The organism is Paenibacillus sinopodophylli, assembly GCF_005930355.1.
Classification (GTDB): Bacteria; Bacillota; Bacilli; order Paenibacillales; family Paenibacillaceae; genus Pristimantibacillus; species Pristimantibacillus sinopodophylli.
In genome coordinates this window covers 278,234-301,863 of record NZ_VDBO01000002.1, presented here as the reverse complement: position 1 = coordinate 301,863, position 23,630 = coordinate 278,234, and the positions used below count along the sequence as shown (strand labels likewise).

Sequence of the window (23,630 nt, the reverse complement as noted above, 5' to 3'; positions counted from 1 at the left end):
ATTCATCGTATCATGTGCAATATGGAACCTCAAGACGAGAAGCCAATTAGCCATAAAATAGTCATTTTTAACATGAAATCACTACTTCTCTTCTGTTTTATTATCGGTTACTTCAATAAAGTTCATACGCTGGCGCTTGTCCTATTCGCTCATGACAGCTTAATTCGCTATACTAGAACCATATACAGTTGATGAGGGAGGCCATGCAATGGAGACAGCACAAATGAAAGGCTGCATTACCCACTTCGCCTACAAGAAACTAATAAGCATCTGTATGGAGGCTAAGCCGATCGAAGCCTGTGGAATATTAGCCAGCAGTTTTACTGAAGATTCAACTGGCGACCAACGCTTAATCGACACGATCATCCCGATTACCAATACGCACATCGACCCGACACACGCCTTCTCCTTCGATCCATCGGAATGGGCGGCCGCTTATTACACCATGCAAAAAAACCGACAATCACTTGTCGGCTTATTCCATTCCCATCCGCGCACAGAAGCGATTCCGTCTTCTAGCGACTCTGAAGGCTTCCTGCCCGCATCCGAGCTTTCCTATTGGATTGTGTCACTTCGCAACATTACAGAGCCCGAGGTAAGGCCCTATTACCGTACAGCTGGTCATTTCGTTCCGCTTGAGCTAGTGCTTACTTAAATAAGCATACAGATCGCCAAGCGTCGTAATATTTCTCTCTAGAATACGAGCCAAGTAATTTTGCCATAGCTTTGCCGTCATAATGGAATCCTGAAGCGCATGATGCCGATCCGTGATGGGGATACAGCAGCTATCTAACAAGTCGTCTAGACTGTATCCGCTCAGGTTCGGCTCAAGCCACTTGGCAACCATCATCGTATCCAGCACCCTATGGTTCAAATTCACTTTGGAGGTTCTCCATAACGCCGCATTCAGAAACTGCTTGTCATGTCCAGAAGCATGTGCAATCAACAATCTCCTGCCTACAAATTCCATGAAATCGTGGAGCACCTGCATCAAGTCAGGCGCATCCTGAACCATCTCATTCGTAATCCCCGTCAACTCGATAATGGCTTTCGGAATTTTCCGCTTCGGGTTAACAAGGCTGTAGAACGTCTCGCTCTCCGCAATTTCGCCACCGCGCAGCAATACGGCCCCGAATGAAATAATCTCATCTCCGTTATTGGGATAGAAACCCGTTGTTTCCAGATCGAACACAACGACCTCAAGTTCTCTAAGCGGCATGTCGAACATGGATTGTTTGCGCTGTTCTTTATTGACATTGCGAATAAATGCCATTTGCTGAGCGTTCTGCGAGCCTAACATAGAAGCGATGGCAGGCGTAAATCCTCCCATTTTGTATAGGTTCCACATACGACCGACGCCTTTTTGATCTTTCATTTCTCCACCGCCTTACGTAAGCCTGCCCATGGTTTGCTTGAGAACTGCTCTTTGCAGTTTCTTGCCTAGACGCAGACTGCTCTTTAGCTCATCAGTCATTTCCTTCGTCAGTTTACGGCTGGACAGCTTGCCATTATTGGCGTACAGGTCATCCGAATTCTGTTCTGTTGTCATGAGGCGAAGGCGCAAGAAGAGTCGAAAAGCCCCACCATATATGGCTGCATCCGCTTCTGACAACTTACCAGCTTTGACCAGCATATTCATTCTCTCAAGCGTAGAAGTTTCACGAATACCTTCTTGAATAGATAACAATCTAATCGAGTTGACCATAGGAATGTACGCGCCATACTTAATATCGATGCTCCCCGCATCTTCACCGTACTGCTCCTTCAATAGCTGCCCAAAAAAACCAAGCAGCATCTTGTGCCGCAGCGTATTATCAAGCATGCGCTGCAAAATAATAGGATGGTTCAGCATATCCGTGAAAAACGAATCTTTCAGCTCATCAAGAAGTTTCTTCTCGCCATAGACGCAGCGACCATCAGCGATGATCAATAAATACCGCACAGCCTCCCAAGCAGGCTCTTCAAACCATTGATCTAGTTTGGCTGCCCATTCCGAAAGCGGCAAGCACCACTCCGAATTACTGCTTAAGACATTCCCTTCACAAGGAGGGTATCCGGTATGCTGCAGATTCTGAACGATAATTTCACATAACTCTTTAAAATAGATTTTCACATCTGCTGAATCAGCTACTGGATCAACATAGACAACACCGCTGTCTTGATCACTTGACAAAGTTTGCTCTTTCCGACCACCGCTGCCGAACAGTAGATATGCGTAAGGCACGGGGGGAGAACCCTTCCCCATCCGTGCCATTTCCGCTTCTGCGAGAATAACCGAGCGTTCAATGACCGCATCGTGTACCTCATTTAATTGTTCATTAAATTGTTCGACTGGACGCGTGGGGAGAAGAGCTTCCATATGCTCGTGTATCTGATCCCGCAGGTTTCGCAGCCCCTCAACATGATCGACGGAACTAATCTGTTTCAGTAACTGCAATCGCACCGGATCATTCATGCGACGCCCTCTCCCTCCGGTCAGTCCATCATGGTCAATATTATCCTTGAATGTTTTGACCTGCTTTTTTCATTTGCTCAGGATAACCATAAGCGCCATGCTCACTAAGGTCAAGACCAATAATCTCTTGCTCTTCTGTAACGCGGAAGCCCATGATAAGCTTCATCACGCCAAGTACCAAGAATGATGCTGCTAATACGAATGCTCCAACGACTACAACAGATTCGAATTGAACCCACAGTTGCTTCCAGCTTCCTGTGTCAATCAGACCACCAGTACCTACTCCAACTTTATCTGCAAGTAATTGTGTAGCGAAGATACCGTTAGCAAGTGTACCCCAGATACCAGCCGCGCCGTGAACGGACAATGCGTAGATTGGATCGTCAACTTTAATTTTCTCGAAAAACTTCACGCTGTAGAATACAAGCACACCAGCTACAAGACCAATAACAACAGCCGCCCAAGGATCTACGAATGCGCAAGATGCCGTAATGGCTACGAGACCTGCAAGCGTACCGTTAAGCATTGTAGTGATATCCGCTTTACCAGTAACAGCCCATGAAATAAGAAGTGCCGCCACGCCGCCTGCGCCTGCTCCAAGCATCGTGTTGAATGCTACATATCCGAAGAATCCGTCGCCGATAGCTACTGTGCTGCCTGCGTTGAATCCGAACCAACCAACCCATAGTAGTAATACGGAAAGTGCTGTGAACACTTGGTTGTGTCCCAAAATTTCATTCGCAGAACCGTCTTTGTTGAATTTGCCGATACGTGGTTTGAGTAATACCGTCGCAGCAAATGCTGCAAGTGCACCTGTTAAGTGAACGACTGTAGAACCCGCGAAATCTTGTGCTCCGTCTTCAGCGAGCCAGCCGCCGCCCCAGATCCAGTGAGCTACAACCGGATAGATGATTGCGATGAAAAATACGGTAAATACGATATAAGATGAAAGCTTTGCTCTCTCTGCGAAACCGCCCCATGCAATGGACAGTGATACCGCAGCAAATGCTAATTGGAACAAGAAGAATACTGTGCTTGGAAAGCTGTCGCCTTCTGCAGCCGATATGGATGGATTGAAGAAAAAGTCGCCCCAGCCGAACAATGCATTAACGCCACTGTCTCCGCCGAAAGCCATGCCATAACCGAATGCCCAATAAATAAGTGCTGCAAGACCAGTGGTGAAGATTGTTTTGCCGGCAACGTGACCAGCGTTCTTCATGCGGGTAGAACCTGTCTCTAGAAGAATAAAACCACCTTGCATAAGTAGAACAAGAATGAATGCAAGCATAACCCAAAGCGAGTTCAGCCCCATGTTCAACGTTGCTGCGGAAGGATCCTCTGCAAACGCCATAACCGGAAATAATAAAGTGAAGATCCCTAAAGCTAACATCGTTTTCTTAATCATTACGACCACTCCCTAAGTGTTATGTTTCCTTACATGAGAGGAAAGACTTAATGTCATTATAGTCAGTACTACTCAATTTGACAATACGTTTTTGCTAAATTTATAAAAAAAATCAAACGTTCGGCATAAAATCTAACACGAACGTTAGGTTTTAGAACAAATCGGTCTAAAAATAGCCTATCAGACCGGCTTATTCTTCGCATTTTGACAGTATCTAGGCACATCTTCCTATATTGATCTAACATCTGTATCCTCGTCATTCAGGGCAACTGATTCATCTTTCACGATAAATCGTTATATATGTAAGAACAAAACAAACACTGCCGGCAGACGGTCAGCAGCAAATGTTTAATGGAAATGAGATACTCATGTAACACGTTTGACTGTATGGTTACTTTACTATTATCATTAGAGATATAGACGAATACTCCTATGTCAGAAGTTGGCGTTAGCGAAACTTACTATAATAGAAGATAATTGTTTTCATATATTTTTAACGAATGGAGGAATTGACATGTATCGCATCGGGGAACTATCGAAGCTGGCCCAAATTAGTCCACGAACCATTGATTATTACACTTCAATCGGGCTAATCGAGCCTGCGGAGCGTTCAGCCAAGAACTATCGACTCTATTCTGACGAAACCTTAGTTCGCCTAGAACGTATTGAACAGATGAAAAAGGACAAATATACATTAGATGAGATCAAGGTCGCAATCGAGAGCTGGAGCAAAATTACACCTGAAGAGCAAGTATCACGCAAGCTAACGGATTTGCAGCACCATATAAGCCAATTGGAGCGTGAAGTGAAGGAATTGGAGCCGGTATTAAAAAAGCTTAAGCCACGCCAAGCTAACCACCTTTACACACGTCTCATGCCGCAGACTGCCGCTTGCATCGAAGCACTTATGCTTATTATCAATAAAAGCTCCCTTATGTAGCAGCCCATCTCATCATTAAAATGGAGGAATGGCACTATGACTTATATTTACATTCTCATCGTACTAGCCTTTATCTTAACGATCTGGGCCCAATTCCGAGTTAAAGGAACCTTTAAGAAATGGACCACCGTCCCCGCACATAGCGGATTGACTGGCTACCAAGCAGCAAGACGAATGCTCGATTCGAATGGGCTCCATGATGTACCGATCGAACCTGTGCGCGGTGTACTTACCGATCATTACGATCCGATTCACCGCGTTGTCCGTCTCTCGGAGCCTGTTTACTACGAAAACTCCATATCAGCAATCTCTGTCGCCTGCCATGAAGTAGGTCATGCGATCCAACACGCCGAACATTATTCGATGCTCGTCATCAGACACCGTATCTTCCCAATCGTGAACTTCGCTTCTGGCGTCGCCCCTTTCCTATTCATCGCCGGTATTCTTATGTCGGCGCTTAACTTAATCGGACTAGGTATCATCTTCTTCTCAGTAGCCGTTGCCTTCCAAGTCATTACACTTCCTGTCGAGTTTAATGCTAGCAACCGAGCCAGAGATATTATGGTCGCAGAGGGCTTCATCACGAACGACGAGGAACGTGGAGTAGCCAAGGTGCTGAACGCAGCCGCATTAACTTATGTAGCAGCAGCGCTGCTTTCGCTTTTGGAGCTTGTCCGTTACATCTTAATTTTTGTTGGCGGCAGTCGTCAGGAATAAATGTTTCGTCACAATTGAAAGGAGCCTCTCCGCTGGTCAAATGACCAGCGGAGAGGCTCCTTTTTCTTATCCTACATTGTTTTTTCATTTCTATCATGGAAATAACGAAGTAAAAATCCGTGAAAAACTTTGGCAACTAACGGCAGCTTTTCATTAGAACGCCGTATGAGCCCAATTGTACGGGTTACTTGCGGACCTGTTACACGAACCTTCGTCGCCTGCAGCGGACCTGTGTAATGCAGCGCCATCTCAGGCAGGAGACTAACTCCCATGCCTGCCGCTACCAATCCTCGAATCGTATCTGTCTCTTCTCCCTCGAAGCCGATTTTCGGAGTGAAGCCCGCCTCCTGACAAGCATCCCAAACGATTGGCCGCAGAGAGTAGCCTTCGCTGAACAAAACAAATGTCTCATGCTCCAGCTCTTTGAGTTCAATACATTCCTCGTTCGACAAACGATGTCCTGGCGGCAGTATCGCATAAAGCTCCTCTGTCAGCAGAACCTCTCCGCATACAAATTCATGTTCATTAGGGAACGGTGAAATAAAGGCCAAGTCAATTTCACCTTTCACCATATCTCGGATCAATGACGGGTACATTCCTTGTTTGAATCTAAACTTCACATTAGGATGAAGCTTGCGAAAGGCTGCAACAACTTGCGGGATCAAGGAGATGCCTAGACTGTGCGGAAACCCAAGGCGGATCTCCCCTTTCTCAGGATCAAGAAATTCATGTATTTCAATAACTGCGCGCTCCAAATCAGCCAATATGACTTCGGCACGCTTTAGAAAAAGCTGTCCGACCGGCGTAAGCTGCAAATTTCTTCCTTTTTGAACGAATAATTTGACTCCAAGCTCTTCTTCGAGCTGATGGATTTGACGGCTAACGGCCGACTGAGCGACATGCAGCTCTTCTGCCGCCTGCGTCACATGCTCTTTTTTTGCTACTCTTACGAAATAATGAAGCTGACGAAGTTCCATACCGGTTAGATTCTCTCCCGTGCATACGTAGTTTTCATGAATGTCGCTGATTTTTTCGCATTTTTACATGATCAAACACATTATAAAGCAGAAAGCCTGCCAGTGCACCACCAACATGTGCCCACAAATCAATGCTCGGGACCAAGAAGGAGTAGATGACACCAAATATCAATATTGTATAAACCGTTTTACGAGAGCCCTCGTCAAGCTGTGACTTGCGGAACAATGATATATACAGAAATGCGCCGTAGACGCCATAGATAGCACCTGAGGCACCTACACCAACATGCCCATCCATATCATTCTCCAGCACATGAACAAGCGCGCTCATTGCATTCCCTCCGATACCGCATAACAAGTAAAAAAACAAATATCTTGTATGCTTAAGCAAATACTCAAGCGGCGGCGCGAATACAAGCAAAGCAAACATATTGTAAAGCAGATGCTCAATGCCCGAATGCATGAACATGGAGGTCACATAACGCCAGGGCTCCTCTAAACCGTACGGATCATACACGACATTGGTTGCAAACGCCCCATAGTTGTAAGCATGATAGGCATCATTCGGATTTCCATTTAAAGCAACCACAACATAATAGATTATATTCAGAGCAATCAATACAGCTGTTACAGGATAAAGCTTCAAATACGAGCGAAAACTTTCATATCGCAAAAAAATCATCAGATCATCCCTTTTCTATCCAACAATTGGACAAGGTCGTTTCATAACGATTATAATTAATCAGTATTGACCATTATTTTAGAGGAGGAAGTATTCGAATGACACAAGAACGTAATGGAGCTGCTACTTTCAAGGGCAATCCGATCACATTAGTAGGACCAGAACTTAAAGTAGGAGATAAAGCCCCTGACTTCAATCTTAACAAATCGCTTGTCGAGAATGTTTCCCTTAGTGACTACTCCGGCAAAATTAAACTTATTAGCGTAGTACCTTCCATCGATACAGGCGTATGCGACGCGCAAACTCGCCGCTTCAACGAAGCTGCAGGTTCGCTTGGCGACAACGTAGTCGTATTGACAGTGAGCGTAGACCTTCCATTCGCTCAAGCACGCTGGTGCGGCGCGGCAGGAATCGATAAAGTCGTATTGCTCTCCGATTACAAATCACACAGCTTCGGCGACTCTTACGGCGTATACATCAAAGAGCTGGGTCTTGACCAACGCTCCATCTTCGTTATCGACGCCAACGATACGATTCAATATGTTGAATATTTGCCAGAAATGACGGAGCACCCTAACTACGAGCAAGCAATTGAAGCGGTTAAAGCGCTTGTATAATTCTCTTCCAAAGGTTACTATATCATGATTGCAAACAAAGCGAGTGAAGGCTACCCTTCCTCGCTTTGTTTATTAATTAACTATTCACTTTGAAGGCTGCAAGCTTCTTGTCGAGATTGCGGTACAAATCCAGAATGACTCTGTAATTAGAACCAAGATCCCCTAATGAACCACGGGATGCTGAATAAATGTCGACAGCCGATTGCAGTGGATTTACGCTAATGACGGAAACAGTAATGTCCATCGTTCTTCCGAATGCCGTACGCTTCTCAAGCACAATTTCCCCAACCGATTGCACTTCGTGCAGCACCTTATAGCCTTGCATTTTCTTAAGAGTCGAAATCACTTCATCCCAAGCCTTGTCCTTCGAAAGCTTGTAGAAATGAGATTTGAGCATTGGATCCTTGGCTCTGTCTCCAGTCTGTTCATGACTGCGCAGCAACCCGATCAAGGTCCGCTTCAACAACAACGATCTCCCCCTCCGGCATCTATGTACATTACTCTATATGATACCATGATTTGTCCAATGAAAAAAGAGCTATCACTGGAATTCACCAGCAAATGCTCTTAATTTGAAGATGGAACCCGCCTATGCCGTCCGACTCACATGTTTCTGAACCCGCTTACGCAGGTGGGTGACCGCAGAACCGCTTTTGAGATCCCCTTTCGGGGGCATGTCAGCTACGTTTCGATATGGGTCTCCCGTGAAACAGCCATTGGTTCAAAACAGCGTAAAGCCGTAACGAGCATCGCAGGAGGTATTGCTATTATAGACTTTACGAACTAAAAAGTAAACTTCCTTGCGCTGTTATTTACTGGTTTCGTTCGAATCGTCTTTCACCAAATCAATACGATCCAGCTCCGCAGCCTTCTCTGCTTCCTCTTCCTCTGCAAGCCTCGCTTTCTCTGCTTGATCCTGCAGCTTCTGATAAATCAAATGGAAGTTCCAGAATGCCAGATAAGCAATAATGCTGCCCATAAAAAAAGGTATGAGAAACGTGAATCTCGTACTGAAATACATGACGGCACCGCTCATGACCGCTGTAGATAAAGAACGGAACGGCTTGCCGATTGTAATGAGCACAGCGTTTTTCAGCAATTGAAACGTTTTCATGTGATAATGGACAAGCATCGAGAAGAAATTAAATAAGGATACGATGAGTAAAACAAGAAACGCTATAAAAATGTATGACAGCAAGTTTAATTGTTCGCGGTAAACGATAAAGTCAACAATCATAATTGCCAGCAACACCGTATAAATAATACCGCCGAGCATACTTTGCTTATAGTTTTCCTTGTAGCCTCGGAAAAACGTTTTGAACAGTGCGACGTCCGACTCGCCCATCACCCATTTGCGTGCAACCGTAAACATGGCCGCTGTAGCTGGGAATAAAGTAAAAGGTGCGAGAATTGCCATTAAAATAAGACTCGACTTCAGTTCTTCGACTCCCGGTGACATAAACAATCCAACCACTGCTACAAAAACAAATGGCAACGAACAGATTAGCCACAACACATTAATAACCGATAACCTCATAATCCATTCGGATATTCGGTAAAATCCACCCATCAGCCCTCTTGGTTCCATCGGATCTGCCTCCAGAAAAGTAAAATTACTCCCACAGACTACCATACGCAGGGAACAAAACCGCCTGTTACCAGGCTCCCTAGGCTAACGTCAACATAGCAAAACCTTACCGTTCAGAATAAGCATGCTTGCTTTATCCTGTTATGAAGCCGATACGGTGGTCGCCTTATGAGCAGCGAAGGCCACGGCTTGTCCTATTACAATAAAAAAAGCCGAGGTCGACCGGATGCCCGTTAGGGATCACGGACAACCTCGGTTTTTTCAAACAACAAAGGTATCGGTTGTATTAGTTGTTTGCAAAGCCGTCAGAGGAGCTTTTCGGACGACGATTCTCTGGGCGTCCTTCGCTTGGACGTTTGCCAGCGTAACCGCCGCTGCTGCCGCCGCGTGATTCATAGCCGCCGCGCGAGCTGCCACCTGTGCTACTGCTGCTGCCGCTACTGCGTCTGTCATCGCGTCCACGGTATCCACCGCCGCCGCCGCTGCCGCCAGAACTGCTGCGATTGCCGCCATACGATGAAGAACCGCTGCGGTTGAATGGACGACCGTTAGAACGAATATCCGGCTTGCGTTTTTTAGCACGAAGCGGATCTTCCGGTGTCAATTCGATCTCTACATTTTTCTTCTCGCCAGTCAACAATTTGATTGCTGCCGAAAGCAAATGAACGGAATCATATTGCTCAAGCAATTGAATCGAAATCGCTTTGTACTCGGAGAACTCATCGCTTTGTACGACTTCAAGAAGACGCTCAGCTGTTACGCGTTGCTTACCTTCAATCGCTTCAGCAATACTTGGAAGCGGCTTGCGGTTCATCTTCTGACGTGTAACTTTCTCGATGAAGTGAAGGTGATCCGTTTCACGAGGTGTAACGAATGACCAAGCTGTACCCTCTTTGCCTGCGCGACCAGTACGGCCGATCCGGTGAACATAGCTCTCTGGATCTTGCGGAAGGTCAAAGTTGATAACATGTGTTACGCCGGAAACGTCGAGTCCACGTGCAGCAACGTCAGTTGCTACCAGAACATCAATGCTGCCGTCACGGAATTTACGCATTACGCTGTCGCGTTGGTTCTGCGACAAATCGCCGTGAAGACCGTCAGCCGTGTAACCGCGTTTCTGAAGTGCTTCGCTTAGCTCATCAACCCGGCGTTTCGTACGGCCGAAAATGATTGCAAGCTCAGGGGATTCCATATCAAGCAAACGGCTAAGTGCTTCGAACTTCTGGCGCTCATGCACTTCGATGTACGATTGCTCGATAAGTGGAGCTGTAATTTGTTTAGGAATTACAGACACATGCTCTGGGTTTTTCAGAAATTGCTGTGCAAGCTTCTGAATGTTTGTCGGCATTGTTGCAGAGAACAGCATCGTGTGACGCTCATCTGGCACTTGCTTCAGGATGGATTGAATATCCTCCATGAAGCCCATGTCGAGCATTTCATCCGCTTCATCCAAAATAACCGTTTGTACATCTTCAAGACGAATCGTCTTGCGGTTAATATGGTCAAGCAAACGTCCAGGTGTACCAATAATGATTTGTGGCTTTTTCTTCAATGCACGGATTTGACGACCAATTTCTTGACCACCATAAATCGGCAACGAGCGAAGGCCTTTGTATCGAGTCAACTTCCCGATCTCGTCTGCCACTTGAATAGCGAGTTCACGGGTTGGCGTCATTATTAATGCGACAATGCGTTCCTCGCTTGTCGGAATTTTGTTAATGAGCGGAATTCCGAATGCCGCTGTCTTTCCTGTACCCGTTTGTGCTTGGCCAATAAGATCTTGCCCAGCCATAGCAATAGGGATCGCTTTGTCTTGAATCGGGGTTGATTCCTCGAATCCAAGTTCGGTAATTGCTTGCAACACTTTCGGTTCCAAGCCAAATTCAGCAAATGTTTTCAAACTTTTCTCAAACTCCTTTTATCTGCAGCCTACTTAAGAATATCCAAATCATTATAGCACACATTTAATCCTGAATACCAGCAAACCAAAGAAAGCCATACTATTGATGGTAATATGTTCAAAAATACGATGTCAGTTGCATTGGAGCGATTGTATTGAATCCGCATTCCCTGCGTTATCTTATCACAATACCGATCATGACTGCCGGCGCTTTCCTAATCGCGCTGGGCTTCAACCTATTTCTCATTCCCCACCAGTTGCTCAGCGGCGGCGTATCTGGCATTTCCATGATGATTGGCTATATCACTGGCGGAAATATCGGTTGGCTATATTTTATCCTGAATGTACCTGTTCTGATTTGGGGTTGGTTTGCGGTTGGCCGCAGATTTATATTGTGGAGCGTGTACACGGTAGCAGCTTCAACATTGTTCTTGCAGCTTGTGCCTGTCGTGAAAATTGCTGATGACATTGTGCTCGGTGCTGTGTTCGGCGGTATCATTATCGGATTCGGCAGCGGGCTGGCCATGCGATATGGCGGCTCCTCAGGCGGCTTCGATATCATTGCCTCCATCGTGACTCGCAAGCGGGATTTGCCTGTGGGCATGATTATTTTCATCCTAAATGGTCTGGTGATTGCGATATTGGTTCTCTTCACTAAAAACTGGGATTTGGCGCTTTATTCGCTCTTGTCGATTTTCTCAGCTGGCAAAGTAGTAGATCTAGTCCATGTAAGGCATATTAAATTGACTGCCTTTATCATAACGACGAAGACCGACGAGCTGCTTGCGAAGCTGCTTTCGCATCCGAGGGGCATTACAGTAATCAAAACCCGCGGTGCCTATTCATCCGGTGATCGCGATATGCTGATGACAGTCCGAACCAAATATGAATTAGCCGAGCTCAGCAAGACGATTACAACGATCGACCCGCGCGCTTTCATCAACATTGTAGAAACGGTGGGAGTCATCGGCGACTTTTCAAGGCCAAAGGATTGAATCCTATAGCCAAAAGATTGAATCCTATACGCAAGAATGGATTTTCCACTCTATCCCTATGTTTTTGAAATTGATACTGATATAATGTTTGTATCCCGTAGCTTTGGTTTCTTGCCATATGATTTGCCCTAAACATTCGATATGAAAGGGTGATGCTCAGGTGGATATGGAAACGGTCAAATTGTCTCAAATTGTAGAGAAGCTTGCCCCAGAGCTTAGTCCTTTTCTAACGCAACGCGAATTGGACATCAGCATTGTGCTGCGTGACGGACTCGCACACCTTGAGCCTGCAGACGCAATGGAAATTGTGCAGCACAGTATTTGCAATCAGCAGAGAGAAGCTTTGTTACAATGACAATGCGGGACACACGGAATACGTATGCGCCAGTCGAGACCATCTCGACTGGCTTTTTGTTGCGTTTCAAGTGAATATATAAGCAAAAAAACAGAGCTCAAGCCCATAAAAGCGGCATAATATTTCATAAGTGTTCAAAAAGTTAATGACCCAGACCCATTATCTGCTTTATAATTTGTACAGAATAGCGAACGGGGAGAGAGCAAAATGGACATCATCATTTCAACCTTGCTGCTGCTGTACAGCTTGCTCAGTGGGAATGGAGAGCATAACGCCGCAGCTAAGCAGCTTGCAATTGCCTACTTAAATTCCGCAGCTGGTCAAACCATCATTCAACCAAACGTTACAGAAACGGACACTTCCCCACCGGGATCTCCAGGCGAGGCAGCCGTCAAAAAAGACCCTCAGCCGGAAACACCGCCTATCAAAGGCATCTATGTGACAGCCCATAGTGCTGGCGGAGCTCGTATGGAAACCTTGCTCAAGCTGCTAGACGACACAGAACTGAACAGCATGGTTATCGACATTAAAGATGACAATGGGTACATAACCTATCCCACAGCGACACCTGAGCTACAAGAAGTAGGCGCATCCAAGAAATATATCCGAGACATCGGAGTATTAATGCAGACGCTCAAAAAGCATAACATTTATCCAATTGCCCGAATCGTTGTCTTTAAAGATACAGTGCTTGCCCGCAAACAGCCGGAGCTCTCATTCCTGCATCAGGACGGGACCATATGGAAAAATGGCCGCGGTGAAAGCTTTGTTAATCCTTATCGCAAGGAAGTATGGGATTACAATATTGCAGTCGCGAAGGAAGCAGCTAAGCTCGGTTTCAAGGAGATACAATTTGACTACGTGCGCTTCCCTGAGGGCTTTGAGAACAAAGCTGCCTCGCTGACCTTTAATAAAACGGAGCAAAGCCGGGTTGATGCTGTCGCCGGGTTCGTGAAATACGCGCGCGAGCAGCTTGAGCCGCTTGGCGTGAGGGTTTCAGTTGATATATTCGGATATGCTGCATCAGTTCCTGCAGCTGAGGGAATCGGCCAAGACTTCGTAAAAATTTCCAACGACGTACATGTCATATCGCCAATGATTTATCCAAGCCATTACAGTACCGGCTGGTTCAAACAGAAGGATCCCGATCTCAGTCCGTATGAGACGATTAAAGGAGCTATGGTTGATACCCACAAAAAACTAGATCCGACAAAGGATCTCAAGCCTATTATTCGCCCTTGGATTCAGGATTTCACAGCAAGCTGGCTTGGCAGCGGCCATTATATGAAATATGGAAAGGCCGAGGTTGAAGCTCAAATTAAAGCCTTAAAGGATACTGGCATTAACGAATACCTGCTCTGGAACGCGGGAAATAAATATTCACCAAATGTAGATTATAACTAAGAGTGCCCTTCCAAATACAACAAAAAGTCCACTGAGCCGTTAAGGCGCGGTGGACTTTTTCCAAAATATAAGAACTTATAAGTTTGTTAGCTTATAAAGGGCTTATATTTCACCGTCAAAGCTACTTCAGCGTCTAAAGGACGCCGAAGGCATTTTTGCTAGTCTGATTGCTTATTGGGAAAGACGCAGTGCGAGCTCATACATGCCCATATCGAAAGGTTTCTTAGTCTTAACGACCAAATCAATATCCGTCGTTACCAGCTCACCTTTAATAATGCCGCAGGCTTTGCCTGAATCGCCAGCCATAAGCTGCCGAACTGCAAAATCACCAAGCTTACTTGCTAGAATCCGGTCAATAGCTGTCGGCGTTCCGCCACGCTGAATGTGACCAAGAACCGTCACACGCGGTTCAATACCGCTATTCGCCGTAATTTGATGCGCAACTTCCTCGCCTTTACCTGCGCCTTCTGCAACGACAATGATACTGTGACGCTTGCCCTTAGCGAAGTTGTTTTTCATACGTTCTGCAACCTCAGTTAGCTCGAACGGAACCTCCGGTACTAGGATGGTCTCTGCTCCGCTTGCAAGTCCGGCATGCAGTGCGATATCGCCGCAATGGCGACCCATAACCTCAACGATGGATGAACGTTCATGCGATGACATCGTATCACGTATTTTGTTGATTGCGTCAACGACGATGCTGACAGCAGTATCGAAGCCAATCGTAATATCGGTAAACGGAATATCGTTGTCGATCGTTCCAGGTATGCCCATCGTCTTAATACCCAGCTTGCTGAGCTTGTTGGCGCCTTGATAAGAGCCGTCTCCGCCGATTACAACCAACCCGTCGATTCCTCTTGCACGCAGCACTTCAGCTCCACGCTGCTGGCCTTCAGCCGTCATAAATTCCTTACATCGTGCGGTTTGTAGAATCGTTCCTCCGCGCTGAATAATATCTCCGACGCTGCGCAAATCCATTTGGCGCAAATCATCGTTAATTAGTCCCTGGTAGCCGCGTTGAACACCGTATACATCTAACCCATAGAACAAAGCACTCCTTACAACAGCACGTACGGCTGCGTTCATTCCTTGCGAATCTCCTCCGCTTGTCAGTACTGCGATTGATTTGACTGCAGACATGGTCCATTCCTCCAAGTTGTTTATTTATAGTTAAGCCTGTTGCTTCCGAATCCAGATGCTGTTAATAAAGAAAAACAATCGCGTTAGCGGGCTGTTCTTCATTAGCTTCTTCGATACATCCTTGACATCCGCCTGGTGGCGAACCTTCGGGTCTGACAAATATAAGGCGAGTAGCCCTTCTATAATCAAACGATGAAAACGGGAAGCAGGCAACTGCTTCACATCTTCACGCGCGCGGTTCACAATCGTGCCGATGCGCTCAACAAGCAGACTTTCGTTATCGTAATAATGACAAAAATTAAGATCACCGCCTGCAAGATCCTCTTCCTGATCGATCAAATAATCGAGCAAAATATGAAGCCCGCAAACATGGGGGAAATAAATATTCCGTATAACTGCTGCATCCTGTTCAGACAAGCGCTCCTCGCTTGCCGCGAGAAACAGCATAAACATACCTAGTGTAGAGCCTGCTGCCGCAGCAAACTCATTCCACTGCAAATCAGGATATTGTTCACGATGGAGCTCCCACCACGCAAGCAAATGCTCCTCGCGCAAATCATTGTGGATATGCTTGTACACCTGCAAATCGCCGTATAAAGAAACCAGCTCGCTTACATGCTTCTGGACACTCCTATACGAAGGAAGCTTTCTTATCTGCGTTTGACACAACAGAACCAGATGATGCAGGTAGCCTGCATCGTTATTCTCGCTGCGAAATGCGTAATAATCCTGAAGCGGAGCTTCCGGATTAACAGCATCGAGCATGGACTGATGCAGCAGTCGGAAATCATCAGGATTAAGCGAGGTGCTCCGATCGCAAAGATTATCCAAATAATCACTAATGGTCTGCAGAGCAACAATTAGCGGTATCAGCACATGCCTATGCTCCAAATTTGCCGCTGCGTATACACCACCGCCTTGACAATGAAACTTCTTGCTGTCCATACTGCTCAGCGCCTGTGCACGCAGCTCTTGATCTGGGATCCGCTGCGCAAGCTCACGAAGCTTCGCAAGCTCCTTCTCCACCTCGGGAAGCACATACTTATAGACACGATGCATCAGTTTCAGGGGGCTCTGGGGCACCCGATTGCCAGATAAAGTCGTCAATCTCATGATGCACCCCTTCTCCAAATCACGTTAAGAATGTCGGCGTGACTCCAACTGCTGATCGATGCGGTACCAAATGTGAAGATCATTAATCCTACTCGCATAATCGGCTATTTCATAGTTTAGTATACAAGACTTCTCGAAGCTTTCTTCTTCAAAGAGCTCCAGCTGCTTACGATTAATAAGCTGTTCGAACTCAATCACCCGCTCGGGTATCGTACCGCGAATAAGCTCCCATTGTTCAACGATAACGAGCTGTTCAGCTGCTTTATACCGCTCCCATTCCATATCCAACACAGGAATACGGATCCGAAGCCGTTCATTCCAGTCAAAACGAAAAGCATTCATTGTGAACCTCCACCACTAAATGTATCATTTCAGCACATAATAATCCAGCTTCAAATCACATTGGTACGATTCCTATTCCATGCTATACTGATATCCATATGTTTAAGTCAGGGACGGAGTGAGCTTCATAAGATGGACACAACTGAATTCGCTAAGACAGGACGCTCCTCTAACGCTCGAAAAGAGACATCCGCATTGCGGCTTTATAGTTTTTCTGCATACTCAACGGCTGCTATGGTTGTATCCTTTATTCCGCTGTACTTTCTGGACAGGGGCTTCTCCGAGCAGCAAATCGGAATTATCTACTCGACAGGTCCGTTCATATCCATATTCGCCAACATCATTCTCGGAATGGCAAGTGACAAGTTCAGGACGATTAAAAAGCTGCTTATGCTGCTGCTCTTCGGACAGCTTGTTATGATTTCGCTTCTATTCCCTGTTGAAAACTTTGCGCTTGTTTGCCTCGTCATGATGGGCTTTTATTTCTTTCAGACACCCATTAATCCGTTAAGCGACAGCCTGCTGCTCTTATCCAGTTCCTATACGGGAACCCCTTACGCGCTTGTTCGAATATTCGGGTCACTTGGATTTGCTGTTACCGCTTATACTTTCGGTCTAATATTGAAAGAAATCGGCTCTACTTGGACACTTCCACTTGCACTTTGCACCATTGCGATTACGCTTGCTTTAACGACCAGAATAAGGGATTACCAAGGTAGCGCACGAAAAATCGACTTTTCTGGCTTTTTCAAGCTGCTTCGCCAGCGTGATGTACTGCTCTTCTTTTTAATTATACTGACCATCTCAATCCCTCATCGCATGTATGAAGGCTTTCTAGCTGTAACGATGCGGCATATGGGAGCCAGTGACTCCTTAGTTGGACTCGCTTGGCTCGTATCCGCTTTAAGTGAAATTCCTATTTTGTTTCTTCTTGGCAAATACGGTCATAAGTTCAAAGAGCTTCCTCTTCTCATGATTGCATCTATTATGTATGCCGTACGATTATGGCTGCTCAGCGATATTCAGGACCCCCGCTGGGTCATAGCTACTCAGGCTATGCACAGCATCTCATTCGGCATCTATTTCTCAACTGCACTCCGCTACCTGTCTCGGCTTATTCCAGACGAGTACCGCGCATCGGGACAAGCCGTCTACGCCGTTATCTGGACAGGGCTTGCTGGCGTAATAAGCGGTATGTTCGGTGGTTTTGTTTATGAGCATTTTGGCCGCCAAGTATTTTTCCAAATGGGCGCCTGCTTTGCAATCATAGCAGCAGCTGGTTTCCTTGCTCGCTATTATTTCAGCCGCTCTGAACAATAAAGAGCTGCACGAAGCGCCATCAATATGACGCTTCGTGCAGCTCTTCTCATATTAAACCTTACCGTTATTCCGCAAGCTCAAAATTCGTATATACATCCTGTACGTCGTCGTTGTCCTCGAATGCGTCCATCATTTTCTGAAGCTTGTCCGCATTCTCGCCTTCAACCTTGATCATATTTTGTGGAAGCCAGCGCACGCCAGCATTAACGAAAGTAAAACCATCTTTCTCCAGCGCGTTTTTAACCTGCTCGAACTCATGTGGATGCGTCAATATCTCAAAGCTGTCCTCATTCACGACAACATCCTCCGCTCCCGCATCAAGTGCAACCATCAACATGGAATCCTCGTCCGTATCATGAGCCTCGCGGTCAACGACAAGCAGACCCTTATGGTCGAACATATAGCCCACGCAGCCGCTCTCTCCCATATTCCCGCCGCGCTTGTTGAATGCCGAACGAACATCAGCCGCTGTACGGTTGCGATTGTCCGTCAAGCATTTCACCATAATGGCAACACCGCCAGGGCCATAGCCTTCATACATAATATCATCGTATTCGACGCCGTCTCCCGCGCCAGCGGCTTTCTTAATTGCACGCTCGATATTGTCATTCGGCATTTGCTCCGCTCTAGCATTCGCGATTGCGGTTTTCAGCCCGAAGTTAGAATCCGGGTTCGGCCCGCCTCTGCGAGCTTGTACGTAAATTTCACGTCCGAGCTTTACGAACTTGTTATTTTTAGCCTGATCGGCCTTCCCTTTACGGTCCTTGAACAATTTAAATTTCATTATGCTCGCTCCCCTGACAAAGTTTCCAAGCAACAGTTTATCACCGAAAACAGGTCTTGGTCAATGAAAGCGCGAGCAAATAGCCGATAAGACAGCCTATTCAAGAACGAATAGTACTTGCGGCTACTGCTTGGGCTCACTTGTATGCCGATCTAGCTCCATAAGAACGCATACGTGCATACAACTATCGTTTTGAGCTTTGCATCATTTCCTAAAAAATAAGAAAAAGCTCTCTGTTATCCAGAGAGCCCCTTCCATCGTGTATTCGCACATTAATCCTATAGTTTAGTGACGTTGGCCGCTTGCGCACCGCGGTTGCCCTCAGTAATGTCGAATTCGACCGCTTGCCCTTCATCCAAAGACTTGAAACCATCGCTTTGTATCGCTGAGAAGTGTACAAATACGTCTTCTCCGCCCTCTGTTTGGATAAAGCCGTAGCCTTTCTCTGCGTTAAACCATTTAACTGTTCCTTTCAATTAAACAACCTCCTAGATAGATCCGCCGCTTCGAGAGCGGCGAGTAAAATGATTATAGCCGTACCGAAATCAAAAAGCAATTAAAGTAAAATTTTCAAATATTGACTCGATCCGGGGATAAAAGGAAGATATGAAGGGCATAATTCAGTTCTTCCTCCATTCTTCTCAATCGTCTCCACCAGCTCATCTAGCTCAGGATACGGCTCCCATTGGAGCGTAATAAGCGGATAAATCCGAATTTGCCCGCCCGGCTTGCTTATTCGCATCAATTCCTTGATCGCTTCTATATGAAATTCAGGTCCGAATTGACTTGCATACAAGAACATAAAATGGCTGCACAAGATTAATGAAAATCGATCATCAGCGTATGGCAGCTTCGGCAGCCTGCCTGCCTTATACAGATGCCGGTGTTCCTCATTTAGCACGCTAGCTTTGAATCGCTCAATGGACGACTCCCTGCCTGTCCTGTGCTGCTCAACTGTTCCGTAATAACTCCAGTCGAATCGCTCTTGAAGCTTAGCTAACTTGTCTGTAGATGTACCGATTTCCTGCTCAGCCTCCGCAATCCATTGTTCAATACCCGCATCATAACGGGGATCAACCGCATTCGCGGAATAACCTCGCGCATTAGCTTCCGCTGTAAAGGAAGAACCACCAGCGGCAACATCAAGCACCTCGCCCCGGACCAAATCCTCCGGCAGCAAATCAAACATACGTACGTACTCCTCGTAGCTTCGACACGTCATGGCAACGCCAACCTGTTCATAACCTTGTTTACTCATTCTTGCACTCTCCTCAGCTCAACTAAACTCATCTAAAACTCGGCTCATCCAGTTCACTTGTTACGGCACCTTATTGATTACCGTCGCCATAATGGCTATGATGATAAGAATACCATAATTAACTATTCAAAGGGTGAATTGTTCATGTTCAAGAAACACGAAATTTTCAAAACCGACAAATACAATATGTTGACGGTTGAAGTACAAGGAAAAACGCTTATCGTCCGTGAAATTTCTGACCAGTGGGGCGAAGATACGCACACCTTTATCAGCCGGCCAGAGATGATGCATTGGGCACAGAATCGTTTCCGCGCCACTGATTTTGTAGGCCGCGAAGAAGAGCTTGAAGCCATTATGGCTGCATTGAAGGAAGTCTAAGCAGCCTAGTCCATTCTGAAAACAGTAGGTAATGCGGACACGCCGGCGTACATATCGGCATAAAGCCGCGCATAGGTACAATTAATATGCTGCCTTATTCGGGCAGCCTAGTGTCAGGAGGATTTGCCCGCAAATGGATGCTACCGCTTCAATTATTTTTATTATCGCTGCTTTCTCTTTAGGAGCAATCGTGATCATGAAGCGCGATTCCTTGCCCCCTGGCTTGCGCCGGGGACTCGCACTCGTTTCCATCGCTTTTATTGCGTTTGCGTTTTTTCTAATTGTTTATGCCTTTTTTACGATGGGTTCAGCCTAGAAAGCAGGCTGCTGCATATTCGGCATCACGCAAGGACATAGTAAAAACAAACTGTGTCCTGAGGTGATAACTGGATGAAATGGCTTCCCCTGCTGCTGGCTTTAAGCCTCGTGCCAGGCGCTGCTGCTTCTGAGCATGCCACTGCCGTGCACGAGCACACCATACCAACCTTAACCATACCTAGGAGGAATTCGATGAATCACGTACCTAAACGATCTGAATCCGCACCTGAGACCCGCTGGAAGCTTGAAGATATCTATGAAAGCCAAGCGGCATGGGATAAGGAATATGCGGAAGCGAAGGCATTAATTAAAAAAATTCCTGAATTTCAAGGCAAGCTGTCCGACTCCGCTCAGCTTAAAGCATGCTTCGAGCTCGAAGACGAGCTGTCCATGCTTGTAGAACGACTTTATGTTTATGCGAACATGAAGCATCACGAGGATACAGCTGAGGCAGCGTTCCAGTCCTTGTCCGATAAATCCAAAAAAATAAGCGTAGAATCAGGCGAAGCACTCTCCTTCATTACACCTGAAGTTCTCAGTCTGTCCGACGAGAAGCTTGAAGCCATTATTGCTGATGAATCGGTAGCCAAATTCCGCCATACACTTGAAGAGATGCGTCGCCAGAAGGCACACATCCTCTCGAAAAACGAAGAAGCGCTGCTTGCACAGGTAGGCAATATCAGCTCCGCTCCAGGAACGGTCTTCAGCATGCTGAACAACGCCGATCTGAAGTTTCCGAAGGTTAAGAACGAAGAAGGCGAAGAAATCGAGCTTACGCACGGCCGCTACATACAATTTCTTGAAAGCAAGGATCAGAACGTTCGTAAAGAAGCATTCAAAGCGGTCTATGATACGTATGGCAAGCTCAAAAACACACTCGCTACAACGTTGACTGCTAACGTAACCAAAAATATCTTTTATGCCAAAGCTCGCAAATACGAATCTGTACTGGATATGTCTCTATATGGCGACAATATTCCTCAAAGTGTATATACGAATCTAATCGACACTATTCATAAGCATCTGCCGCTCATGCATCGCTATATGGAGCTTCGGAAAAAGCTGCTTGGACTGGATGAGCTGCATATGTACGATTTGTTTGCCCCTCTCGTTGATGAGTTCAAGCTGGACATCACTTACGAGGATGCGAAGAAGACGGTTAGCGAGAGCTTGAAGCCGCTTGGCGAGGACTACTTGAAGGTGTTGCAGGATGGTTTCGACAATGGCTGGATCGACGTCTATGAGAACGAGGGCAAACGCAGCGGTGCATACAGCTGGGGTGCTTTCGGCACGCATCCTTATGTGTTGCTCAACCACAAGGACAACTTGAACAGCATGTTCACGCTAACACATGAAATGGGTCATGCGCTGCATTCCCATTATTCAGATACGAATCAGAATTACCGTGATGCGCAGTATACGATCTTCTTAGCTGAGGTTGCTTCGACGCTGAATGAAGCGCTTCTCATGGATTATCTCTTGGGCAAGTCAACGGATGCGAAGGAAAAGATGTATCTGCTTACTTACTATGCCGATCAGTTCCGTACAACCGTATTCCGTCAGACGATGTTTGCCGAATTCGAAAAAATCATCCACGAGCGCTCCGAGCAGGGCGAGTCGTTGACACCGCAGGATCTTAACCAGATCTACTATGACCTAAACGTGCAATATTATGGTCCCGGCATGGTTGTAGATAAAGATATCGAGCTGGAATGGGCGCGCATTCCCCATTTCTATAACAGCTTCTACGTGTACAAATACGCAACGGGCTTCTCCGCTGCAACAAGCTTCTCCAAACAGATTCTGGAGGAAGGCGCACCTGCGGTTGAGCGTTATCTCGGTTTCTTGAAAAGCGGGGGCAGCGATTTCTCCATCAATATTCTCAAAAAAGCTGGCGTAGACATGTCAACTCCAGAGCCAATTGAGCAGGCGATGAGCGTATTCGAAGAGCTGATTGGACAAATGGAGCAGTTAACGAAATAACAGAAATTGCGTAAGACCGCCAAGATTCGTTGGCGGTCTTATTTGTCGTTGTATCGAATGAAGCTTCGTCAGTATAATTCCTTCTTTTTCTTTTGACATGTTCTGCAACCTTGAATCTACTAAGAACGTCTATTCGATTGTGAGCGGAATACATTATTTTACTATTATTCCGATTCTCATATCTGGATACGCATGTTCGATCCTAAGGAGGACCTATGAGAGTTAAAAAAACAATTTCTATTTTATTAGGTGCTTTACTAATCCTCTGCATACTAGAGTATAAAGGGATCATTTGGCACAACAGTCTATTTGCCATGAAGTACGAGGTTAAAGGGCTTGACGTTTCCCATTATCAAGGCAATATCGACTGGGCAACGGTAGCCGGTAAAAAGAAATTTCAATTCGCCTATATGAAAGCGACGGAAGGCCATGATTATACCGATGATACCTTTGCACGAAATTGGGAACAAGCCAAAGCAAACGGGCTGCTGGTAGGCGCTTATCATTTCTTCTCGTCAAGAAGCACAGGTGCAGAGCAAGCCGAGCGATTCATTAGCGTCGTACCCGTCGACAAGAATAGCATGCCTCCTGTAATTGATCTTGAAATCGCGCTGAATCATGATCCCCTTGTAATTGAAAAAGAACTAAAATCAATGAGTGACAAGCTTGAAGCAGTCTACCACAAGAAGCCTATTTTGTACGTAACCTATGATACTTATAATACATATACTTCAAGCGGATTTGAGGATTATGACATTTGGATTCGCGACATCGTAAAAAGCCCCTCCTTGAAGGAAAAACGAGACTGGCTATTATGGCAATATGGCAACCGTGGACATGTAGACGGCATTGATGCCTATGTCGATTTAAATGTGTTTAATGGCACACAAGACGATTTTGATTTGACGTTTCGATAAAGTATCAATTAAGTTAGGCAAAATAGAAAGGAGCTGCTTGCG

Annotated in this window: 26 protein-coding genes and 1 other RNA gene; 12 read left to right on the top strand and 15 right to left on the bottom strand. The window is 46.1% G+C overall.

Translation table 11 applies throughout. The features are described 5' to 3' along the window. Positions 1-208 precede the first annotated feature (208 nt). On the top strand, positions 209-655 hold the full coding sequence (locus tag FGT79_RS13265; protein ID WP_138753287.1) for a M67 family metallopeptidase: 447 nt from the start codon (positions 209-211) through the stop codon (positions 653-655). On the opposite strand, the gene FGT79_RS13260 is transcribed toward FGT79_RS13265, so the two are convergent. The 3 genes from FGT79_RS13260 to FGT79_RS13250 are packed head-to-tail and all read right to left on the bottom strand — an operon-like array spanning position 641 to position 3,860. Further along, positions 641-1,375, bottom strand: coding sequence for a 3'-5' exonuclease (locus FGT79_RS13260; RefSeq protein ID WP_138753286.1), 735 nt, complete (start codon positions 1,373-1,375; stop codon positions 641-643). The genes FGT79_RS13265 and FGT79_RS13260 overlap by 15 nt on opposite strands. A 12-nt stretch (positions 1,376-1,387) precedes the next feature. Beyond that, positions 1,388-2,455, bottom strand: coding sequence for a DUF294 nucleotidyltransferase-like domain-containing protein (locus tag FGT79_RS13255; protein ID WP_138753285.1), 1,068 nt, complete (start codon positions 2,453-2,455; stop codon positions 1,388-1,390). 40 nt (positions 2,456-2,495) lie between these two features. Next, positions 2,496-3,860 (bottom strand): ammonium transporter, encoded by a 1,365-nt coding sequence (locus FGT79_RS13250; protein ID WP_138753284.1) that lies wholly within the window; start codon positions 3,858-3,860, stop codon positions 2,496-2,498. A gap of 514 nt (positions 3,861-4,374) precedes the next feature. Here FGT79_RS13250 and FGT79_RS13245 point away from each other — a divergent pair. Both FGT79_RS13245 and FGT79_RS13240 read left to right on the top strand, forming a co-directional pair. Further along, positions 4,375-4,800, top strand: a complete 426-nt coding sequence (locus FGT79_RS13245; protein ID WP_171056224.1) for a MerR family transcriptional regulator — start codon at positions 4,375-4,377, stop codon at positions 4,798-4,800. Between the two features lie 36 nt (positions 4,801-4,836). Then, positions 4,837-5,517 carry a zinc metallopeptidase gene (locus FGT79_RS13240; RefSeq protein ID WP_138753283.1) on the top strand — a complete coding sequence of 227 codons (681 nt, stop codon included), beginning with the start codon at positions 4,837-4,839 and terminating at the stop codon, positions 5,515-5,517. 71 nt (positions 5,518-5,588) lie between these two features. Here the strand turns inward: FGT79_RS13240 and gltC are convergent, their stop codons facing one another. After that, on the bottom strand, positions 5,589-6,494 hold the full coding sequence (gene gltC, locus FGT79_RS13235; protein WP_138753282.1) for a glutamate biosynthesis transcriptional regulator GltC: 906 nt from the start codon (positions 6,492-6,494) through the stop codon (positions 5,589-5,591). A 34-nt stretch (positions 6,495-6,528) separates the two neighbouring features. Continuing rightward, complete coding sequence (locus FGT79_RS13230) at positions 6,529-7,176, bottom strand: rhomboid family intramembrane serine protease (RefSeq protein ID WP_138753281.1); 648 nt, start codon at positions 7,174-7,176, stop codon at positions 6,529-6,531. A gap of 98 nt (positions 7,177-7,274) precedes the next feature. Here FGT79_RS13230 and tpx point away from each other — a divergent pair, with 98 nt between their 5' ends. Continuing rightward, positions 7,275-7,793, top strand: a complete 519-nt coding sequence (gene tpx / locus FGT79_RS13225; protein WP_138753280.1) for a thiol peroxidase — start codon at positions 7,275-7,277, stop codon at positions 7,791-7,793. 76 nt (positions 7,794-7,869) lie between these two features. Here the strand turns inward: tpx and FGT79_RS13220 are convergent, their stop codons facing one another. The 4 genes from FGT79_RS13220 to cshA form a co-directional block, all read right to left on the bottom strand. After that, entirely contained in the window at positions 7,870-8,259 is a 390-nt protein-coding gene (locus FGT79_RS13220; RefSeq protein WP_138753279.1) for a DUF1499 domain-containing protein, read from the bottom strand. Between the two features lie 112 nt (positions 8,260-8,371). Further along, a non-coding RNA gene (ssrS, locus tag FGT79_RS13215) (6S RNA) lies at positions 8,372-8,554 on the bottom strand. 47 nt (positions 8,555-8,601) lie between these two features. Beyond that, positions 8,602-9,381 (bottom strand): YesL family protein, encoded by a 780-nt coding sequence (locus tag FGT79_RS13210; RefSeq protein WP_138753278.1) that lies wholly within the window; start codon positions 9,379-9,381, stop codon positions 8,602-8,604. A 286-nt stretch (positions 9,382-9,667) separates the two neighbouring features. Further along, positions 9,668-11,281 carry a degradosome RNA helicase CshA gene (gene cshA, locus FGT79_RS13205; RefSeq protein ID WP_138753277.1) on the bottom strand — a complete coding sequence of 538 codons (1,614 nt, stop codon included), beginning with the start codon at positions 11,279-11,281 and terminating at the stop codon, positions 9,668-9,670. A 197-nt stretch (positions 11,282-11,478) separates the two neighbouring features. Here cshA and FGT79_RS13200 point away from each other — a divergent pair, with 197 nt between their 5' ends. From FGT79_RS13200 to FGT79_RS13190, 3 genes are all read left to right on the top strand, one after another. Further along, on the top strand, positions 11,479-12,276 hold the full coding sequence (locus FGT79_RS13200) for a YitT family protein (RefSeq protein WP_138753625.1): 798 nt from the start codon (positions 11,479-11,481) through the stop codon (positions 12,274-12,276). 166 nt (positions 12,277-12,442) lie between these two features. Continuing rightward, positions 12,443-12,631, top strand: a complete 189-nt coding sequence (locus tag FGT79_RS13195; RefSeq protein WP_138753624.1) for a hypothetical protein — start codon at positions 12,443-12,445, stop codon at positions 12,629-12,631. 207 nt (positions 12,632-12,838) lie between these two features. Continuing rightward, complete coding sequence (locus FGT79_RS13190; RefSeq protein ID WP_138753276.1) at positions 12,839-14,035, top strand: putative glycoside hydrolase; 1,197 nt, start codon at positions 12,839-12,841, stop codon at positions 14,033-14,035. 171 nt (positions 14,036-14,206) lie between these two features. Here FGT79_RS13190 and pfkA read toward each other — a convergent pair whose 3' ends face one another. From pfkA to FGT79_RS13175, 3 genes are read right to left on the bottom strand one after another with little or no spacing between them, the layout of a single operon-like run. After that, positions 14,207-15,175 (bottom strand): 6-phosphofructokinase, encoded by a 969-nt coding sequence (gene pfkA / locus FGT79_RS13185; protein ID WP_138753275.1) that lies wholly within the window; start codon positions 15,173-15,175, stop codon positions 14,207-14,209. A gap of 30 nt (positions 15,176-15,205) precedes the next feature. Next, the gene (locus tag FGT79_RS13180) at positions 15,206-16,288 is read right to left on the bottom strand and encodes a tetraprenyl-beta-curcumene synthase family protein (protein WP_138753274.1); all 1,083 of its coding nucleotides are present in this window, start codon (positions 16,286-16,288) and stop codon (positions 15,206-15,208) included. Between the two features lie 24 nt (positions 16,289-16,312). Further along, a complete protein-coding gene (locus tag FGT79_RS13175) occupies positions 16,313-16,630 on the bottom strand; it encodes a hypothetical protein (RefSeq protein WP_138753273.1) in 318 nt (105 codons plus the stop codon). 132 nt (positions 16,631-16,762) lie between these two features. Between FGT79_RS13175 and FGT79_RS13170 the strand changes: the two genes are divergently transcribed. Then, positions 16,763-17,950 carry an MFS transporter gene (locus FGT79_RS13170; protein WP_138753272.1) on the top strand — a complete coding sequence of 396 codons (1,188 nt, stop codon included), beginning with the start codon at positions 16,763-16,765 and terminating at the stop codon, positions 17,948-17,950. A 64-nt stretch (positions 17,951-18,014) separates the two neighbouring features. Here FGT79_RS13170 and FGT79_RS13165 read toward each other — a convergent pair whose 3' ends face one another. From FGT79_RS13165 to FGT79_RS13155, 3 genes are all read right to left on the bottom strand, one after another. Then, positions 18,015-18,734 (bottom strand): YebC/PmpR family DNA-binding transcriptional regulator, encoded by a 720-nt coding sequence (locus tag FGT79_RS13165; protein WP_246096414.1) that lies wholly within the window; start codon positions 18,732-18,734, stop codon positions 18,015-18,017. A gap of 278 nt (positions 18,735-19,012) precedes the next feature. Next, on the bottom strand, positions 19,013-19,210 hold the full coding sequence (locus tag FGT79_RS13160; protein WP_053376915.1) for a cold shock domain-containing protein: 198 nt from the start codon (positions 19,208-19,210) through the stop codon (positions 19,013-19,015). A gap of 80 nt (positions 19,211-19,290) precedes the next feature. Next, complete coding sequence (locus FGT79_RS13155; RefSeq protein ID WP_138753271.1) at positions 19,291-19,992, bottom strand: class I SAM-dependent methyltransferase; 702 nt, start codon at positions 19,990-19,992, stop codon at positions 19,291-19,293. Positions 19,993-20,136: 144 nt separating this feature from the next. Here FGT79_RS13155 and FGT79_RS13150 point away from each other — a divergent pair, with 144 nt between their 5' ends. The 4 genes from FGT79_RS13150 to FGT79_RS13135 all read left to right on the top strand — a co-directional run bounded on the left by FGT79_RS13150 (position 20,137) and on the right by FGT79_RS13135 (position 23,588). Next, complete coding sequence (locus tag FGT79_RS13150; protein WP_138753270.1) at positions 20,137-20,370, top strand: hypothetical protein; 234 nt, start codon at positions 20,137-20,139, stop codon at positions 20,368-20,370. A gap of 133 nt (positions 20,371-20,503) precedes the next feature. Then, positions 20,504-20,686 carry a hypothetical protein gene (locus FGT79_RS13145; protein WP_138753269.1) on the top strand — a complete coding sequence of 61 codons (183 nt, stop codon included), beginning with the start codon at positions 20,504-20,506 and terminating at the stop codon, positions 20,684-20,686. A 194-nt stretch (positions 20,687-20,880) separates the two neighbouring features. Continuing rightward, complete coding sequence (pepF, locus tag FGT79_RS13140) at positions 20,881-22,671, top strand: oligoendopeptidase F (protein ID WP_246096442.1); 1,791 nt, start codon at positions 20,881-20,883, stop codon at positions 22,669-22,671. Between the two features lie 215 nt (positions 22,672-22,886). Next, entirely contained in the window at positions 22,887-23,588 is a 702-nt protein-coding gene (locus tag FGT79_RS13135; RefSeq protein WP_138753267.1) for a glycoside hydrolase family 25 protein, read from the top strand. Positions 23,589-23,630 lie beyond the last annotated feature (42 nt).

Bases quoted from the DNA above. Each gene is read 5' to 3' on its own strand.
- FGT79_RS13265 (WP_138753287.1), top strand. From the start codon at position 209: ATGGAGACAGCACAAATGAAAGGCTGCATTACCCACTTCGCCTACAAG.
- pepF (WP_246096442.1), top strand. From the start codon at position 20,881: ATGAATCACGTACCTAAACGATCTGAATCCGCACCTGAGACCCGCTGG.
- FGT79_RS13200 (WP_138753625.1), top strand. From the start codon at position 11,479: ATGACTGCCGGCGCTTTCCTAATCGCGCTGGGCTTCAACCTATTTCTC.
- FGT79_RS13190 (WP_138753276.1), top strand. From the start codon at position 12,839: ATGGACATCATCATTTCAACCTTGCTGCTGCTGTACAGCTTGCTCAGT.
- FGT79_RS13230 (WP_138753281.1), bottom strand. From the start codon at position 7,176: ATGATTTTTTTGCGATATGAAAGTTTTCGCTCGTATTTGAAGCTTTAT.
- FGT79_RS13150 (WP_138753270.1), top strand. From the start codon at position 20,137: ATGTTCAAGAAACACGAAATTTTCAAAACCGACAAATACAATATGTTG.
- FGT79_RS13155 (WP_138753271.1), bottom strand. From the start codon at position 19,992: ATGAGTAAACAAGGTTATGAACAGGTTGGCGTTGCCATGACGTGTCGA.
- FGT79_RS13255 (WP_138753285.1), bottom strand. From the start codon at position 2,455: ATGAATGATCCGGTGCGATTGCAGTTACTGAAACAGATTAGTTCCGTC.
- FGT79_RS13240 (WP_138753283.1), top strand. From the start codon at position 4,837: ATGACTTATATTTACATTCTCATCGTACTAGCCTTTATCTTAACGATC.
- FGT79_RS13170 (WP_138753272.1), top strand. From the start codon at position 16,763: ATGGACACAACTGAATTCGCTAAGACAGGACGCTCCTCTAACGCTCGA.
- FGT79_RS13145 (WP_138753269.1), top strand. From the start codon at position 20,504: ATGGATGCTACCGCTTCAATTATTTTTATTATCGCTGCTTTCTCTTTA.
- FGT79_RS13175 (WP_138753273.1), bottom strand. From the start codon at position 16,630: ATGAATGCTTTTCGTTTTGACTGGAATGAACGGCTTCGGATCCGTATT.
- FGT79_RS13165 (WP_246096414.1), bottom strand. From the start codon at position 18,734: ATGAAATTTAAATTGTTCAAGGACCGTAAAGGGAAGGCCGATCAGGCT.
- FGT79_RS13250 (WP_138753284.1), bottom strand. From the start codon at position 3,860: ATGATTAAGAAAACGATGTTAGCTTTAGGGATCTTCACTTTATTATTT.
- FGT79_RS13260 (WP_138753286.1), bottom strand. From the start codon at position 1,375: ATGAAAGATCAAAAAGGCGTCGGTCGTATGTGGAACCTATACAAAATG.
- FGT79_RS13210 (WP_138753278.1), bottom strand. From the start codon at position 9,381: ATGGAACCAAGAGGGCTGATGGGTGGATTTTACCGAATATCCGAATGG.
- tpx (WP_138753280.1), top strand. From the start codon at position 7,275: ATGACACAAGAACGTAATGGAGCTGCTACTTTCAAGGGCAATCCGATC.
- FGT79_RS13195 (WP_138753624.1), top strand. From the start codon at position 12,443: ATGGAAACGGTCAAATTGTCTCAAATTGTAGAGAAGCTTGCCCCAGAG.
- FGT79_RS13245 (WP_171056224.1), top strand. From the start codon at position 4,375: ATGTATCGCATCGGGGAACTATCGAAGCTGGCCCAAATTAGTCCACGA.
- gltC (WP_138753282.1), bottom strand. From the start codon at position 6,494: ATGGAACTTCGTCAGCTTCATTATTTCGTAAGAGTAGCAAAAAAAGAG.
- FGT79_RS13135 (WP_138753267.1), top strand. From the start codon at position 22,887: ATGAGAGTTAAAAAAACAATTTCTATTTTATTAGGTGCTTTACTAATC.
- FGT79_RS13180 (WP_138753274.1), bottom strand. From the start codon at position 16,288: ATGAGATTGACGACTTTATCTGGCAATCGGGTGCCCCAGAGCCCCCTG.
- pfkA (WP_138753275.1), bottom strand. From the start codon at position 15,175: ATGTCTGCAGTCAAATCAATCGCAGTACTGACAAGCGGAGGAGATTCG.